Origin of the sequence: Lunatibacter salilacus (assembly GCF_009797935.1) — a bacterium.
Classification (GTDB): Bacteria; Bacteroidota; Bacteroidia; order Cytophagales; family Cyclobacteriaceae; genus Lunatibacter; species Lunatibacter salilacus.
Genome location: NZ_VOLC01000021.1, coordinates 1 through 16,960 on the forward strand (window position 1 = coordinate 1; position 16,960 = coordinate 16,960).

Genomic DNA, 16,960 nt, shown 5'->3' on the forward strand with positions numbered 1-16,960 from the left:
TTATCGTTGCGAGATTCCATCTGACCGTTAAAAATCAAATTATAAACAGATGAAACTATATATATCCCTTTATGTCAGTCAAAGCCTATATCGAAACTAACAAAGAACGCTTTTTAAACGAACTGCTGGATTTGCTCCGAATCCCTTCCGTCAGTGCCGACCCCAAATTTAAGTCAGATGTGCATCAGGCAGCTGCCTTCGTAAAGGAAAGTCTGGAAAAAGCCGGAGTTGATAAAGCCGAAATCTGCTCGACAGCCGGATATCCCATCGTTTATGGAGAAAAGATAATTGACCCCACAGCTCCTACGGTTTTGATTTACGGGCATTATGACGTACAGCCTGCTGATCCTTACGAATTATGGGATTCGCCACCGTTTGAACCAGTAATAAAAAAGACCGATAGCCATCCTGAGGGAGCCATCTATGCCCGGGGATCTGCCGATGACAAGGGGCAATTTTACATGCATGTGAAAGCCTTTGAATCCATGCTTGCCAAGAATCAGCTTGCCTGCAATATCAAATTTATGATTGAAGGGGAAGAGGAAGTTGGGTCAGAAAACCTGGACCTGTTTGTCAAGGCCAACAAGGAGAAACTTCAGGCGGATGTGGTACTGATCTCTGACACCAGCATGATATCCATGGACCACCCATCAGTGACCGTCGGTCTTCGTGGGTTGGCCTATATGCAGGTGGAAGTTACCGGGCCCAACCGGGATCTTCATAGTGGCACTTACGGCGGTGCTGTCGCCAATCCGATCAATGTGCTTTGCAAACTAATAGCCTCGCTTCACGATGAGGACAATAAAATCACCATCCCTGGATTCTATGACAAGGTGGAGGAATATGATTTGGCCTATCGTACTCAATTAAATAAGGCACCTTTTGAGGAGGAAGATTATAAAAAGAAACTGGATATAGCGGAAACTTCCGGCGAAAAAGGATACTCGACCATAGAACGTGTTGGCATCCGACCAACCCTGGATGTAAACGGCATTTGGGGTGGATATACCGCAGAAGGCGCCAAAACCGTCCTTCCATCCAAAGCTTATGCGAAAGTATCCATGCGCCTAGTTCCCAATCAGGATCACAGGGAAATTGCAAAGCTGTTTGAAAATCATCTAAAGGCCATTGCACCCGCTTCAGTCAAGGTAAAGGTTGTGCCTCATCATGGAGGGCAAGCTGCCGTGGTTCCGACGGATTCGATAGGATACTATGCGGCTGAGGCAGCGATTGAAGAGGCTTTTGGAAAAAAAGCTATCCCAACTCGGGAGGGAGGCTCTATCCCCATCACCTCACTGTTTCAGCAAGAGCTTGGATTAGATCCGATATTGATGGGATTTGGATTGGACACCGACGCCATCCATTCTCCAAATGAACATTATGGGGTAAAAAACTATTTTATGGGTATAGAGACCATTGCCCTTTTCTTCAAGCATTTCTCTAGTATGTATGGAAAAAAGCAGGGTAACTAAGTTAAACCCGGATCCTGTATTTAGGCCCGCAGCAGAAATTCCTATGCATATTCCGAGTTAATAGTAGAGGTGGGGGGAACTAATAGCCTCCCACCTTTCTTTATTATAGCATCATAAACAAGAAATTGAATAGGCTCCCATGAAATCGAGCATGACGCCAGCAACAAACAGTGGGATGATTATAATTGCGAGATTTTCCCGAATAAATTCGGGACAGGCTATCCAGATAAACCGGGGCAAGTTATGACCATTGAAAAACAATTATAAACAGATGAAATCGAGCATGACGCAGGCGACGCACGGAGGGATGATTATAATTGCGAGATTCCATGTGGCAACTGAAAAACAATTATAAACACATGAAAAGTTGGATACCGGTAATCGTTGGTCTTTTAGTAGGAATAGGTCTTAATTTTTCGGCAGCGGCGCAGGTAATTTCACCCCCTTCTTGGGAGGTGTCGCTATCTGCCGAAACTCCCGCGGTAGGAGATGAGGTAGAACTTATATTCAATACAGCTATTCCTCCCGGCTGGTATGTCTATACCAATGATTTTGACCCGGATTTGGGGCCTTTATTGACTATTTTAAACCTTGAGCCTTCGGAGGAATTTGAACTTTCCGGAGAGTTGCGGGCCATCGAACACAAAACCAAGTACGATGACATCTGGGAGGGGGATGTAAACTACTTTGAAAAATCAGGAGAATACCGCCAAACTCTTCTGGTAAAAGGAACTCTTACTGAATTAAAGGGAAGCTTGGAGTATCAAATGTGCTCCGATGTCACCAATCAATGTATTAACTACGAAGAAGATTTTGCACTGGCTATAGGTCAATCGGCAGCGGTACTGGGAGATTCGGATCAAGAAGTCGAACCCACCGACGCGCTGATCGATGGGGATGAATCGGAACCTGCTGAATCGATCATCGGGTTTATGGTTATCGCTTTTTTGGCCGGACTTGCTGCTTTGTTGACGCCCTGCGTTTTCCCTATGATTCCCATGACGGTGACTTTCTTTACTGGTAGGTCTACTTCCAGGGTGAAAGCTATCCGTAATGCCTTTATTTACGGTTTTTCCATTATTGCCATTTATACCGTTGCCGGCACACTGGTGGCGGCCGTACAGGGTCCTGAGTTTGCCAATTGGTTAAGTACCCATTGGGCACCTAATATTTTCTTTACGCTTGTTTTCCTCTTTTTCGCTTTTGCTTTTTTGGGCATGTTTGAGATCACGTTGCCAACCGGCTTGGTAAATAAAATTGATGCCAAAGCAGATCAGGGGGGATTGGCAGGCATTTTCTTTATGGCCTTTACACTGGTTTTGGTTTCCTTTTCCTGTACAGGCCCCATTGTTGGATCAATTCTTATCAGTTCTGCAGGAGGCGAATTGCTGAAGCCTATCGCTGGAATGTTTGCCTTTTCGCTGGCTTTTGCCCTACCATTTACTCTCTTTGCGATTTTCCCTGAGTGGTTGAATTCTCTACCTAAATCAGGTGGGTGGCTAAATTCTGTCAAGGTGGTGTTGGGCTTTTTGGAATTGGCCCTTGCCTTTAAGTTTTTGAGTATTGCCGATCAGGTGTACCATTGGGGAATCTTGGATAGGGAGATTTATTTGGCCATATGGATAGTGATTTTCGCTTTGATGGGGCTTTATCTTCTTGGAAAACTCCGCTTGGCGCACGACAGTCCGATGGAACATATTGGTGTACCGCGCCTGATGCTTGCAATTGCCACCTTTGTATTTGTGATATACTTGATACCAGGTATGTGGGGTGCTCCGTTAAAGGCTCTTAGTGGTTATCTTCCCCCGATGTCTTCACATGATTTTGACATGGTCAGATACAGTCGGGAAGGCGGTGGAGGTACCGCATCCAATACCTTGGATGAGATCCCTAAGTATAGCGATTTCCTACATTTTCCACATGGAATACAGGGTTACTTTGATTATGACCAAGCCATGGCCGCCGCCAAACGTCAAGGGAAACCACTGTTTATAGACTTTACCGGACACGGTTGTGTAAATTGCCGGGAGATGGAAGCGCGAGTCTGGTCTGACCCGAGGGTGCTGACTCGCCTAAAGGAGGATTTTGTGGTTGTAGCACTGTATATTGATGAGCGGTATGAACTTCCAGAAATGGAATGGTACACATCCAGCTACGACGGCAAAGTCAAACAGACCATAGGAAAGCAAAACGCTGACTTTCAAATTACCCGTTTTGACAATAATGCCCAACCTTATTATGTGATATTAGGACATGATGAGAAAAAACTCCAACCGCCAAAAGCTTATGATACCGATATTTTGCGGTTTATAAAATTTTTGGATGATGCCAAGGCGGCATTTGATCGATAGGGGGTTTTTAGGGAGCCTTACGTTTATGTATCTTTGAAATAAAAATAGAAATCAACTATTTCGATTATGCTTCCCACTTCCCTCCCAAATCTAAAAATCTCACCAGATAACCGATATCTGCTTACGGAAAACGGAACACCCTTTTTTTGGTTGGGTGATACGGCATGGGAGCTGATTCACCGCCTGGATAAGGAGGAGTCCTTACATTATTTGCAGGACCGGGCGGACAAAGGCTTCAATGTAGTGCAGGCCGTCATCCTAGCCGAACTCGATGGCCTCACAGATCCCAATGCGCTGGGTGACCTTCCCTTGATAGAGCAGGATCCCTTGAAACCTAACGAGTCCTATTTCACCTATGTGGATTTTCTCGTAGATGAGGCAGCCAAAAGAGGCATCTATATGGGCCTGTTGCCCACTTGGGGGGACAAATACAATAAGGCATGGGGAGTGGGACCGGAGGTTTTTACTCCGGAAAATGCGTTCGCCTACGGGGAGTATTTGGGAAGAAGATATTCAGATGTATCCAACATTATTTGGATAATGGGAGGTGACCGACTACCAGCCAATACCGAGGATTACCAAATTGTTTGCCAAATGTCCCTGGGTATTCGGAGGGGCGGAGCAAAACAGCTGATGACCATGCACCCAAAAGGAGGGAATATCGCCTCTGGAATTTATGGAAAAGAGAGTTGGCTGGAAGTGGACATGTTTCAGTCATACCACATGAAAGGGTGCAGGGAATACCGTTTCACTAAAAGAGCCTTAGCAGCTGTGCCAAAGCGGCCGGTAATAGATGGAGAACCCGGCTATGAAAATATCCCCAATTTTCTTAACAAGATCCATCGAAATAGGCTTGATGCTTACGATGTAAGGCGGGCGGCATATTGGAATATGCTCTCTGGCGCAGCTGGTCATACTTACGGCTGCAATGAGATTTGGCAGATGTTTCGTCCCGGAAAAACACCCTTACACGGTGCGGAAATGCCGTGGTTCCAGGCCATGGACCTTCCCGGTTCCCGTCAGATGGGGTATATGAAGTCTTTTTTTGATCGACTGCCTTGGCAACGGCTTCGGTCGGCTCCTGAGTTTTTGGGTGGGTTTAACTGGAAAACTGCTGGCTATATAGTTGCGATGGTCGACGGACATAGGAAATTTGCCCTAACCTACAGTCCGGCGGGAAGGCGAATCCGAGCAAACTTGCAACTTCTTGAAAGCAGAGAAATTGTAGCATTCTGGTTTGAACCAGCTACGAATAAGATCACTGCCGTTTCTGAAAAAATTGAGCCGCGGCTGACTACATTCAAACCCCGTAACCTTACGGCAGAATCTCCTGACCGTTTGCTTTTGGTCATCGACAAAAGCTTGTTTGCTGCTTTGGATATTGAATTTTAGGCATCAAATGTTGGTCTAAAAAGATTAAAACTTGTCTAAATCCCCCAACCTTCAGCCATAATTTTAATAAAAAGGGAAATGATAGTAGGAGGTTTATATTCCCTGTCTTCAAACATTTAGCCCATGCTACTGAAAGTCGAAAATAATGTGGATAAAATTGTGGATAACAGGGGAAAAAGCGGTTTAAGTACGGATATTTTTGGAATGAGACCATTATATAGACCCAAAAGCAGTAAGTACCAATCTTCGACTCCCTCCACGATTGCGGAATTCCCCCAGATAAATTCCCTGCCAAGTCCCGAGATTTAATCTGCCGGAAGTAATGGGAATTTGGACAGAACAGCCGAAAATACTGCTTTTAATGTGTGCTGGCATGTCATCCGGGCCTTCATAAGTGTGGATAAAGCGGGGGAAATTCTCAGGTACCAGCTCATCGGTAAAACTGTCAAAATCGGTTCGCACACTCGGATCCGCATTTTCATTGATTGTAAGGCCTGCGGAGGTATGTTGTATAAAGACCTGCAGCATGCCTTTACGGATTTTCCGCATCTCCGGGAAGTTATCCACAATTTGCTGGGTAATTAGATGAAAACCCCTACTATAACCCGGCAATTTTATTTCTTTTTGAAGGAACTCCATAGCTTACTACGATTTTAACTGAATCCCAAAGATATAAAATTCCGCTTTGTCCTAATTTTTTTTATCTTTAAGCCAACACTAATCTACTTTATCCAATTAAACACCCTACCTATGAAAAAATTTGCAATACTCGGATTACTGCTTCTCACTGGACTTGTATCCTACCCGAATTATCTTCAAGCCCAAAATGCGCAAATGCTTACCTTGGCAGATGCTGAGAAAATCTCTGATGCCGCCGAAGCGCGGGCAAGGCAGGACAACTGGAATGTGGTCATTGTGATCATGGATGCCGGTGGAAATTTGGTTTTGCTGCGCAGAATGGACGGTACCCAAATCGGAAGCATAGACGTGGCCCAGAAAAAAGCAGAAACAGCTGTAAAATTTAGACGTCCTACAAAAGTTTTTGAAGACGGAGTTAAAGGTGGAAACGTGCACATCATGAGTTTGGGCGTCGCTGCCGTAGAAGGGGGGCTTCCGCTTATGCATGACGGCCAAGTCATCGGATCTATTGGCATCTCTGGAGTCACATCGGCTCAGGATGGCATCATTGCCGCAGCAGGTGCTGAAGCATTAAAATAATTAATCTATTAGTAGTGGAAATGGAGCCCCCTTGGAGTAGATGTACGATTTAGCAAATCTCAGGAGGGCTTCATTCTATATGAACAATGACAAAAACCTTCTCCATACCAACGAAACTGCCTTACGCCGGGACGACCATCTTTACCGTGATGTCCAAATTGGCCGCAGACGAAAATGCCTTCAACCTCTCCCAAGGATTTCCAAGCTTTGACTGCTCACCGGAACTGACCGGATTGGTGGATCACTACATGAAAAAAGGCTTTAACCAGTACTCTCCCATGAGCGGCATTACACCACTCAAAGAAAGCTTGGCAGAAAAAACCTCCCTAGTCTACGGAGTAGATTATCATCCCGACACCGAGGTGACCATCGTCTCCGGAGCTACAGAAGCAATTTTCTGTGCAGTAACGGCGGTGGTGCATCCGGGCGATGAGGTGATCCTGTTCGAACCGGCCTATGATAGTTACCGTCCTGCCATTGATATCAATGGAGGCGTCCCCGTGTACATCACCCTCAATGCTCCGGATTTTGCCATCGACTGGGAACTTGTCCGTACCAAAATTACCCCAAAGACCAAAGCGATAATGATCAATACTCCCCATAATCCGGTAGGCACTGTGCTTAGCCGACAGGATTTGGAGCAATTGGCCGCTATTGTTAAGGATAAAGATATTTTTATTATCAGCGATGAAGTGTACGAGCACATCGTCTTTGACGGTGAGCTGCACCATTCCATGATGACACACCCGATTCTTCGTGAGCGGTCATTTGTCTGCGGTTCCTTTGGTAAGACGTATCATATGACCGGCTGGAAAATTGGCTATTGTCTGGCACCCAAGGAGCTCTCGGACGAGTTTAGGCGTATCCATCAATTCATTACCTTCAGTACAGTTACCCCCATGCAGTATGCCTTAGCCGATTTCCTGAAAATCCCCAGCCACTACTTAAGGCTACCTGAATTTTACCAAAAGAAACGGGATCGGTTTAATGCCGCTATCAAGGACTCAAGGTTTACCTTTACGCCTTCCAAGGGAAGTTTTTTTCAAATCGTATCCTATGACCGAATAACCGATGAGTACGATTATGATTTGGCGGTTAGGCTCACCAAGGAAATCAAAGTAGCGGCCATCCCCGTTTCGGTTTTTTATCAGGATAAAAAAGACGATAAACTGCTTCGCTTTTGCTTTGCCAAAGATGATTGGATGTTGGATAAAGCCGGGGAGATTCTTTGCAAATTGTAAAATATGCCTTACTTTTATCCCTACTAGAAATACAAACATTACGAACTTTAAACTTTAGGGGTGTCCTTAAACTGGACTGAGATCATACCCTGTGAACCTGATACGGGTAATGCCGGCGAAGGGAAAAGTTGCCTGTCTGACAGACATCCCCGAAGTTTTTTAACCTACCCTCATGAAGGCTGTACTATCAAACTTACGGAAAGTCAGGGAAAATTCTCCCCTAGTTCACAACATCACCAATTTCGTTGTCATGAATAATACAGCCAACGCTCTGTTGGCCTTGGGAGCCTCTCCCATAATGTCTCATGCACATAAAGAGTCTGAAGACATGATCGGAATCGTGCAGACGTTGGTAGTGAACATCGGCACCATGGATGAATATTGGGTGGAAAGCATGCTAATTGCTGCCAAGAAAGCCCATGAAATGAAGAAACCATGGGTACTGGACCCCGTGGGTGCCGGAGCAACACCGTTTCGGAATGAGACACTATCCCGATTATTGGAATTTCATCCAACCGTCATCCGAGGGAATGCTTCCGAAATTCTAGCAATGGCTAAGGAGAATATAGAATCCAAAGGAGTAGACAGTACAAATACGTCTCAGGAGGCCCTTGAGGCAGGAAAACGGCTTTCGGTCACCACCAAAGCCGTGGTCTGTATATCCGGAAAAGAAGATTATATCATCGATGGGGACCTAGTGGTTGAAATAGCCAATGGCGATCTGCTGATGGCTAAAGTTACGGGTATGGGATGTACTGCATCTGCCTTAATTGGTGCGTTTTTGGGCGTGGAAAAGGACCCCTTTCAAGCAACTATTTCGGCTATGGCCGTAATGGGAGTGGCTGGAGAAATCGCAGCGAAAGAATCCAAGGGACCCGGCACCTTACAACTTCACTTTTATGACGCACTATATAACCTCACAGAATCCCAACTGGCAGATTCCCTTAAAATCACTATCCATGAACATTGAAAAATTCCCGTTTAAACTCTACTTGGTCACCGATGAGGCGGCCTGCTTGGGAAGAGATTTTTTCTGGGTATTGGAAGAAGCACTAAAGGCGGGTGTGGATCTTGTGCAGTTGCGGGAAAAGAACCTGCCTGCGGAGTTATTTGTGGACAAAGCCAAGCGGTGCATGGAAATTTGCAGCAGATACGAAGTCCCCTTAATTATCAACGATCTTCCAGAAGTAGCCGAAATGGTCATGGCACAGGGCATTCATGTGGGGCAACAGGATATTTCTATCGAGGCCGTTAAATGCCAATTGGGCAAAGATTTTCCTGTTGGATTGTCTTTGGACCGCAGAGAAGACCTGACCGCTAATGGTGCTGAGAGTGCTTGGTATTATGGGGTCAGTCCCATTTTCACCACGCCTACCAAATCTGATACTTTGGGAGAATGGGGTTTGGAAGGCCTTGGATGGCTTCGGGGGAAAACAAAAAAGCCCTTGGTAGCCATTGGAAACATAAATCCCCAAAATGCGGCCAATGTTATTTCAAACGGTGCCGATTGCCTTGCCGTTGTGTCTGCGATTTGCAGCGCACCTAGCCCTGGAAAGGCAGCCGCATCTTTTATCGAAGCGATAACCAAAGCAACATCGAGATGAATAAAAAATATATTTCCGTCCTCACTATAGCCGGCTCTGACAGCAGCGGAGGTGCGGGCATTCAGGCGGACATCAAAACTGTTTCCGCCTTAGGCTGCTACGCGACATCGGTGATAACGGCAGTTACATCACAAAACACAACCGGTGTCTGGGATATTCACCCCATTCCTATTGGACACATATCCTCCCAGCTGGAAGCCGTGATGTCAGACATACGACCCCGGGCAATTAAAATAGGCATGGTGGACAGACCCGCAGTTGCGCAGGTGATAGCAGACTGCTTAAACCAGTTTCCGGAAATACCGGTGGTATTTGATCCGGTCATGGTCGCCACAAGTGGGGATCGACTTATACAGGGTGAAACGGTTGACACCTTAAAGGAATTGCTATTCCCCCTTGTCACCCTGATAACTCCAAATTTGGATGAAGCTGGAATTCTGATCAAAAAGGAAATCACGAAAACCGATGAGATGCTGGATGCTGCCTTGGAAATCTATGATCAAGGCGCACCCGCAGTGTTGGTCAAAGGTGGTCACCTAAAAGGAGAAATAGCTACCGATCTCTTGCTCTGGGGGTATAATCTGTATCGGAAATATGAACTTCCCTACATACAAACCGACAACGGCCATGGTACTGGATGTACGCTTTCTTCGGCCATTGCCGTGGGTCTTGCACAGGGATTTTCCTTGCAGGAGGCTGTTCTTAGGGCAAGGGAGTATGTCTGGGAAGCAATTTTTGCCGGAAAAGATATTCGGACCGGCAACGGAAGCGGACCATTAAATCATTTTTTTCAACCCATAGAAATGAAAGGCCATGACTTGGACAACTAATTCTTGGGAGCGGATAGCTCCCCTCTACGAAAAAATTATTTCGCATCCGTTCAATAAGGAGCTTACAGATGGCTCCTTATCGTTGGATAGATTTTCCTATTATATCGGGCAGGATGCCTATTACCTGATGGAATTTGGACGGGCCTTGGCAATAATTGCGGGCAGAATGGAGAATCCAGATTACATGCTTGCCTTTAGCCGCTTTGCTTCGGGGGCAATCGTAGTCGAAAGAGCACTTCACACGGGATATTTTAAAATTTTCGGTGTGGAAAAAACGCCGGCCCCGTCACCGACTACTAACTTATACACCCAATTCCTTCTCACAAAAGCGTCCCTTTCCAGTGTGGAGGAAGCTGTGGCAGCGGTTTTACCTTGTTTTTGGATATACAAAAAAGTAGGAGACCACATTTATTCCCATCAAATCTCTGGGCAGGCTAATCCCTACCAAGAATGGATAAATACCTACGCCGGGGAAGAATTTGGAGATTCGGTTAGGGAAGCCATCACAATTTGCGACAACTTGGCGGCCAAAGCATCCCCAAATCTGCAAGAGAAAATGTATCAAACCTTTGAAATGGCCACCAAACTGGAATGGATGTTTTGGGACGGGGCATATTGGGAGGAAAAATGGCCAATCTGATTGCCGCTATTCCGGATAAATCACCTACGCATTTATGCGTATTTGGGTAATTTCCGTATTTTTAGCATTCAGCTTTTCAATCAACAGAAAAAATAAGAACCGAATGTTAACATTAGGATTTGTAAGTGCCATCCTGGCCGACAACAGTTTTGAAGAAGTTATCGATTTTGCCGCAAAGCATCAGTTTGGCTGCGTGGAAATGATGTGCTGGCCCAAAGGAAAAGCGGAACGCCGGTACGCCGGAGTCACCCATGTGGATGTTGGCGCATTGGATGAAGCTTCGATTGAGCACATTAAAGCCTATCAAAAAGAAAAGAAGGTAAGCATATCCGGCCTGGGCTTTTACCCCAACCCCTTGGACCCGGATCAGGAAAAAGCTACCCACGCTCTCGCCCATATCAAAAAGGTTATTTCTGCAGCAGCCAAACTGGACATTCCGGTGGTAAACACTTTTATTGGCAGAAATCCCTCCCTCAATATTTCAGATAATCTGCGCCTTTTTGCGGACCGTTTTCCCGATATCGTGAAATTTGCCGGGGACCAGGGGGTGAATATCGGCATTGAAAATTGTCCCATGTTTTTCACAAATGACGAGTGGCCCGGAGGAAAGAATCTTGCGATTTCGCCAGCGGTGTGGGATGAGATGTTTTCCATCATTCCGGACAAAAACTTTGGACTGAATTACGATCCTTCCCACCTGGTATGGATGCAAATGGATCCCATTCAGCCCATCTATGACTACAAAGACCGCTTGCACCACATACACCTGAAGGACGTAAAAGTCTATAAGGAGAAATTAAACCGTGTAGGGATTCTGGCCAATCCCTTGGAATACCATTCACCCAAAATCCCCGGGCTAGGCGATGTGAACTGGGGGCAGTTTGTAGCTGCCTTGACGGATGTGGGATACCGGGGCCCATGTTGTATTGAAGTGGAGGACAAAGCCTTTGAAAAATCCCCCAAAGATGTGCGCAAGGCCATTCTGACCGCCAGAAATTACCTGAGCCAATATATACCGCTGGAAGAGAAGTAGGTGATTAGATACTGACTATATTTGGGTTGGCTTTCTCAATTTTTTCCTCCGCCCACTCTCTTTCTTCCTGGTCAGGCTCTTCGTTCACCGGTTCGTTTTCCGGACTGGGACTAGAAAGCAGGTGGAAATGGCTAAATACCGGAAAATGATCCGAGCCTATAGTTGGAAGCACCTTTAGGTTCCGCAATTTAAAATGTTCGGAAACAAATATATGGTCCAAGGGCCAGCGAAAAAAGGGATATTTGGCATGAAAGGTATTGTACCAACCTCTACCAATTCGGGGGTCTAAAAGACCACTTATTTTGCGAAACAAGCGGGTCGTACGGGACCAGGCAACGTCATTCAGGTCCCCAAAAACTAAAATGGGCAGGGATTCATCTTTGGTGTTTTTCCCGACTATAAGGAGCTCGGCATCCCGGCTGGTAGAGGTGTCACTCTCTGACGGACTGGGTGGCTCGGGATGCAGGCAATGAATTTGCACTTTTTGACCGGATTTGAGGGATACCTGGCCATGAATGGATGGAATGTAATCTTCTACCAAGTATAAAACCTGAGGGTCAAGTAGCTCAAGTTTCGAATACAGGTGCATGCCATATAGATTGTCCAAAGGCACTTTTACGGTATACGGATAATCTTCCTCCAGCGGCTTCAGCTGTTTTTCCCACCACCTATCCGACTCCAGTGTAAGGAGGATGTCGGGTTGATATTGCCGGACAAGCCGGATTAATTTTTCCGATCCCCTATTGGGCGTGTAAACATTGCTGACTAGTAAAGAAATATCCTGACCATCTGCTTTACCTTTGTATTTCTTGACCTCTTTAGGGGAAAAGACGGTATAAGGATAAATGTTGTAGAATTGATAAACAAATGACAGAATCAAGCCAGCGACAAAAACTGATTCAAATATTCCGTTAATTCCATCCGCAAGGAAACTACACACTAGCGCAAGTAAGTGTATCACTAGAATCTGAATGCGCGGGAAATCAAAAACCCTCACCCACCAATCATCCCAGCGTATCAGGGAAGCGAGTGAAGCGATAAGCGAAAGGGAACCCAAGAGCCATTGCAGTACGACAATTACAACCATAAGGGAAAAACAGGGGTGGCGATTTTTTTAAGCATTGGAAATTTATATACAATTATAGTAAATTTACCTTTAAATTAGCGAATGAAGCTCATTTTCTAATCAACTCTATCTCCATCCCGGCGCATTTTTGATTAAAAGATTAACCCAAATTATTTAACATGTCATTCCTGAAAGATTTTTTGAAAAGTGAATTTGAAAAACAAGGGTTAGATACCTCCAATGACGCGTTTATACAGGCATTGGAAATCGCTCTTTACTCAGATCGGTCGATGTTTTTGACAGGCAGGGCGGGAACGGGGAAGACTACTTTTTTGCACACATTCACCCGGCTCAATCAAACAAAAAACATGGCGGTAGTAGCCCCCACAGGCGTAGCCGCCATCAATGCAAAGGGCCGGACGATTCACTCCTTTTTCCGTATCGATCCCCGCCAACTGTTCCTCCCCGGAGATGCGCGACTACAACCCTCAGCCAAAAACAAGAAAGAATCTATTTTCTCCACCTTCCAGTTTACCAAAAGCCGCCTGGATGTGATCAAGAAGCTGGATGTCCTCATCATTGATGAAATCTCCATGGTCCGGGTGGAAATGCTGGATATCATTGATCAGATTCTGAGAGTGTTCCGGCGCAGAATGCAATTACCCTTTGGGGGAGTGCAGTTGATCCTGATAGGAGACCCCTTTCAGCTACCGCCCATCGTGCGTGAACAGGACTGGAATCTGCTTTCCCCCTATTACCAAAGTCGGTTTTTCTTCAGTTCCCATGCCTTTCAGCAGCTCCGCCCCTTTCACCTGGAACTAGAGAAGATATACCGACAGAAGGATTTCCGATTTAAAGAACTGCTAAACCGGATCCGGGAAAGCCAGCATACCGCCGCAGACTTGGCCCTTTTGAATCAAACCTGTGCCCAATATGACTTTAGCCTGCTGGACAAAGGCTATATTCTTTTAGGCACACACAATCAGAGTATCTTGGAAGTGAATAGCCGAAAACTTGCTGAGCTTTCTGGAGAACCCCGGGTTTATAAGGCTGAGCTTAAGGATGATTTTCCGCCAAATATGGCTCCTTTTGATCCAATAGACCTGACCTTGAAGGTCGGCGCCCAGGTTATCTTTATGCGAAACAATCCCGAGTCCAAATTCTACAACGGGATGTTGGGAAAGGTGGTCAAGATGGAGGATAAAACCATTCAGGTAGAGGACGTCAAAGGTTTCCAATACGAGGTGCATAGGGAGGTTTGGGAAAATGTGGAGTTCAAATACGACGAGAAAAAAGAACGAGTGGATTCTGAAGTGATTGGTACCTTTGTACAGTTTCCGCTTAAGCTGGCATGGGCCATCACCGTCCACAAAAGCCAAGGACTCACCTTTGAGCGCTGCGTCTTGGATATCGGCCGTTCGTTTGAAGCGGGACAGGTTTATGTGGCTCTGAGTAGGTGTACCAGCTTGGAAGGATTGGTGTTGAAATCCAAGATAGCTATGGAAAGTGTGAAGGTAAGTGCGGACAGCTTGACTTTCAGCGCACAGCGAAGCCATACCGACGAGATTGAAGAGGAATTGGAGCGGGTAAGGGCATTGGTAGGTCTACGCCATGCTTTCCGCGCTTTTAGGACGGGTAATTACCGGCTGGCGGAGCAGTTTTTTCAGGAAGCCCAGCAGGTGGAGGACTTCCGGCAGTACCCCAAATGGCGGCAATTTCTCCGTCTACAGGACTGGTTGATGGACCGGAACGACAGCCAAAATAGAGGTTAAGATTCAAAAAACATGTGACCAAATGCATTTTTCTATCTATTTTTAAATAAATACTTGCCTGATTATTTGGAAGTTCTGTATTGAAGCTATATTTTTGCTGTACGTAACAGCAAAAACGTATTTCAAATCAATTTTTTCTTTTCGATACGGCAATTATGGAAAATATAAAATGTAGAATAGCAATTTTAAGTATAATACTTTTGTTTTTGACAGGTGGCGGGCTGTTTGCCCAATTAGACTGTGAAAGGGATTTACCCGATGACTGGGACGTGGTGTATCCGACGAATGCATGGAATGCCTTTGTATTCCAGTTGAATTCAGGATACAATGCATATGGCGACAGGAACGGAAGGGAGTTTTTCGCTCAGCGTGATTATAAGGGATATTTGATGCGTGACGGAGATAAATTCCTTCCTACTTACGGTTTAAATTTTGATACCGATTTTGATTCAAATGACGCACAGTCTGGACCTCCTCCAGGAGGTGGAGGCGGTAATGTAGATGATGCAAATTTCTTCGAAACTGGAATTACACCATTGGATGACGATGGCTGTGAAGTCAGACGAAGTCATTTCGGCCTTATTATGAGAGCTCGCTATGTCGTTCCGGAAACAGGAGTATATCTCGTTACCGTTGGGAGTGATGATGGGTCTTATATGCGGATGTTTAAGAAGCCTTTGGGAGTTAATGTATTGCTGAAAGACGTTAATGGGAATGATCTTATTCACGACAACTGGGTGAAGGAGCCATCAGACACGTTATATTTCGATGGTCTGTATAATTTTCTCTATGAAGATAATATTCGAAATTATTATGTGGAGCTTAATGTCGGTGATGAAATTTTTATAGATTTAAATTATTATGAAAAAACTAACGTCAATCGCTTAAGCTTTAATTTGGAGTTATATTACGGTCCGGGAGAAATACGTATCAACAATGTGTTAAAAACAGATTCAGAGACCTATTGTGCTGTAACCCCAGATCCGGATCCGTTTTTTTCCCAGGGTTCTGCAGTCTTTGAAAATGGGACTCTTGATTCCTATTTTTGGGAATGGTCGTTAAGTGATGATCCTGACGGGACTTGGACCAAAATAGAAGACGAAACTGGATCGACATATGATATACCGGGATATTCACCCGATTGGGAGGATGAAGGTACAAAATATTACCGTAGAGGAGCCGTTGGTACTGTTGAATTAGGAAGTGAAAATCAAACGGTTACCACCTATTCCAATATACTAGAAATTAACATGAATTCAATTGCCTATCCGGAAGGTGGGCTTGATCATCATGGAACAGAAGCGTGGCATGGATATTTTTATAGTGGTGTGGCGAGAAACCAAGATGATTATTTTGGAACCTATCCACACAGATTTATGGGAAAACACATTGTAGGTGAGGATGATCTCGTTCATGAAAGGTTCCCCAGTCCCGGTCCCGATTACAAGTTTTTCCCTAATCAACCCGGGAGCTGCGGGTTTCATCCAGCGAATTTTTCTGCTCAGTTCCTTCGGAAATTTGAGGTGCAGCCGGGAACCTATGAATTTACTGTTCGTGCACATGATGGATACAGACTCTTTATAAATGATATCTTGGTTACTACTGCAACACCAGACACGTGGAATCGAGGTAGAGGTCAACCTATAATAGAGCAAAAAATCACCTATGAGGCCCTCGAGCAAGGTACAATAGACCTCCGGCTAGAATATTATAATATAGCCTGGACAAGGGAAATTTATTTTTCCCATGTTTTCAAAGCCCTCCCTGTAGAATGGGGTCAAGTATCCGGAAATGCCTGTGGAGAAAGTAACTGCCTGACTTGGGAGACCCTTCAGGAGAAAAACACCAGCCACTTTACGGTGGAGCGTTCTTATGATGGACAGGAATGGACGCCCGTAGGTGACGAGGTAGCCGCACAGGGATTCAGCACCGAGTCTAACACCTATCAGTTATCCGATGCCGCATTTATGCGGGAGCGTTCTTTCTACCGCATTAAGCAAGTTGATCTCGATGGAAGTATGGACTACTCCGAAACTATTCGGATAGACAACCATTCCTTAAGAAATAAATTGGTTCCCTATCCCAATCCTACAGTCGACCGGGTTCGTTTTTACTCTGCCGAAGAAGTATTGATGATTCAGGTGACAAGCCATGATGCACGGGTCAATACCCGGGCGGATTTTGAACAGATAGACCAAAATATATACGAGTTAGACTTTTCACAGATGCAAAACAGTCATTATGTAATCACAGTTGTGACAAAGGATTCTCGAAAAACCCATAAGATTATTAAAAAGTAGATTTTATATAGTCATATTCACCAACAACCTACACGTTCCCA

Annotated in this window: 14 protein-coding genes and 1 riboswitch; of the genes, 12 read left to right on the forward strand and 2 right to left on the reverse strand. The window is 45.2% G+C overall.

Going from position 1 to position 16,960, the window contains the following annotated elements:
• The first annotated feature begins 71 nt into the window (after positions 1-71).
• The 3 genes from FQ608_RS22350 (at position 72) to FQ608_RS22360 (ending at position 5,215) form a co-directional block, all read left to right on the forward strand.
• Positions 72-1,472, forward strand: a complete 1,401-nt coding sequence (locus tag FQ608_RS22350) for a dipeptidase (protein ID WP_158860724.1) — start codon at positions 72-74, stop codon at positions 1,470-1,472.
• Between the two features lie 359 nt (positions 1,473-1,831).
• On the forward strand, positions 1,832-3,823 hold the full coding sequence (locus tag FQ608_RS22355) for a protein-disulfide reductase DsbD family protein (protein WP_158860725.1): 1,992 nt from the start codon (positions 1,832-1,834) through the stop codon (positions 3,821-3,823).
• Between the two features lie 66 nt (positions 3,824-3,889).
• Entirely contained in the window at positions 3,890-5,215 is a 1,326-nt protein-coding gene (locus tag FQ608_RS22360; RefSeq protein WP_158860726.1) for an apiosidase-like domain-containing protein, read from the forward strand.
• 213 nt (positions 5,216-5,428) lie between these two features.
• Here the strand turns inward: FQ608_RS22360 and FQ608_RS22365 are convergent, their stop codons facing one another.
• Positions 5,429-5,854, reverse strand: coding sequence for a secondary thiamine-phosphate synthase enzyme YjbQ (locus FQ608_RS22365; protein ID WP_158860727.1), 426 nt, complete (start codon positions 5,852-5,854; stop codon positions 5,429-5,431).
• 111 nt (positions 5,855-5,965) lie between these two features.
• Here FQ608_RS22365 and FQ608_RS22370 point away from each other — a divergent pair, with 111 nt between their 5' ends.
• The 7 genes from FQ608_RS22370 (at position 5,966) to FQ608_RS22400 (ending at position 11,781) form a co-directional block, all read left to right on the forward strand.
• A complete protein-coding gene (locus tag FQ608_RS22370; protein WP_158860728.1) occupies positions 5,966-6,433 on the forward strand; it encodes a GlcG/HbpS family heme-binding protein in 468 nt (155 codons plus the stop codon).
• Positions 6,434-6,519: 86 nt separating this feature from the next.
• Complete coding sequence (locus FQ608_RS22375; protein WP_158860729.1) at positions 6,520-7,674, forward strand: methionine aminotransferase; 1,155 nt, start codon at positions 6,520-6,522, stop codon at positions 7,672-7,674.
• A gap of 46 nt (positions 7,675-7,720) precedes the next feature.
• A riboswitch (TPP riboswitch) is annotated at positions 7,721-7,815 on the forward strand.
• A 31-nt stretch (positions 7,816-7,846) separates the two neighbouring features.
• A complete protein-coding gene (thiM, locus tag FQ608_RS22380; protein WP_158860730.1) occupies positions 7,847-8,644 on the forward strand; it encodes a hydroxyethylthiazole kinase in 798 nt (265 codons plus the stop codon).
• Entirely contained in the window at positions 8,634-9,278 is a 645-nt protein-coding gene (gene thiE / locus FQ608_RS22385) for a thiamine phosphate synthase (RefSeq protein ID WP_158860731.1), read from the forward strand. The genes thiM and thiE overlap by 11 nt, the downstream gene beginning before the upstream one ends.
• Complete coding sequence (thiD, locus tag FQ608_RS22390; protein WP_158860732.1) at positions 9,275-10,108, forward strand: bifunctional hydroxymethylpyrimidine kinase/phosphomethylpyrimidine kinase; 834 nt, start codon at positions 9,275-9,277, stop codon at positions 10,106-10,108. The genes thiE and thiD overlap by 4 nt, the downstream gene beginning before the upstream one ends.
• Entirely contained in the window at positions 10,092-10,748 is a 657-nt protein-coding gene (gene tenA, locus FQ608_RS22395) for a thiaminase II (protein WP_158860733.1), read from the forward strand. Before thiD ends, tenA begins: the two co-directional genes overlap by 17 nt.
• Positions 10,749-10,851: 103 nt before the next feature.
• The gene (locus FQ608_RS22400; protein WP_158860734.1) at positions 10,852-11,781 is read left to right on the forward strand and encodes a sugar phosphate isomerase/epimerase family protein; all 930 of its coding nucleotides are present in this window, start codon (positions 10,852-10,854) and stop codon (positions 11,779-11,781) included.
• 4 nt (positions 11,782-11,785) lie between these two features.
• Here the strand turns inward: FQ608_RS22400 and FQ608_RS22405 are convergent, their stop codons facing one another.
• Positions 11,786-12,868, reverse strand: coding sequence for an endonuclease/exonuclease/phosphatase family protein (locus tag FQ608_RS22405; RefSeq protein WP_158860735.1), 1,083 nt, complete (start codon positions 12,866-12,868; stop codon positions 11,786-11,788).
• Positions 12,869-13,026: 158 nt separating this feature from the next.
• On the opposite strand from FQ608_RS22405, the gene FQ608_RS22410 reads away from it, so the two are divergent.
• Positions 13,027-14,619 (forward strand): ATP-dependent DNA helicase, encoded by a 1,593-nt coding sequence (locus FQ608_RS22410; RefSeq protein WP_158860736.1) that lies wholly within the window; start codon positions 13,027-13,029, stop codon positions 14,617-14,619.
• Between the two features lie 155 nt (positions 14,620-14,774).
• Positions 14,775-16,919 carry a PA14 domain-containing protein gene (locus FQ608_RS22415; RefSeq protein ID WP_158860737.1) on the forward strand — a complete coding sequence of 715 codons (2,145 nt, stop codon included), beginning with the start codon at positions 14,775-14,777 and terminating at the stop codon, positions 16,917-16,919.
• The last annotated feature ends 41 nt before the right edge of the window (positions 16,920-16,960 follow it).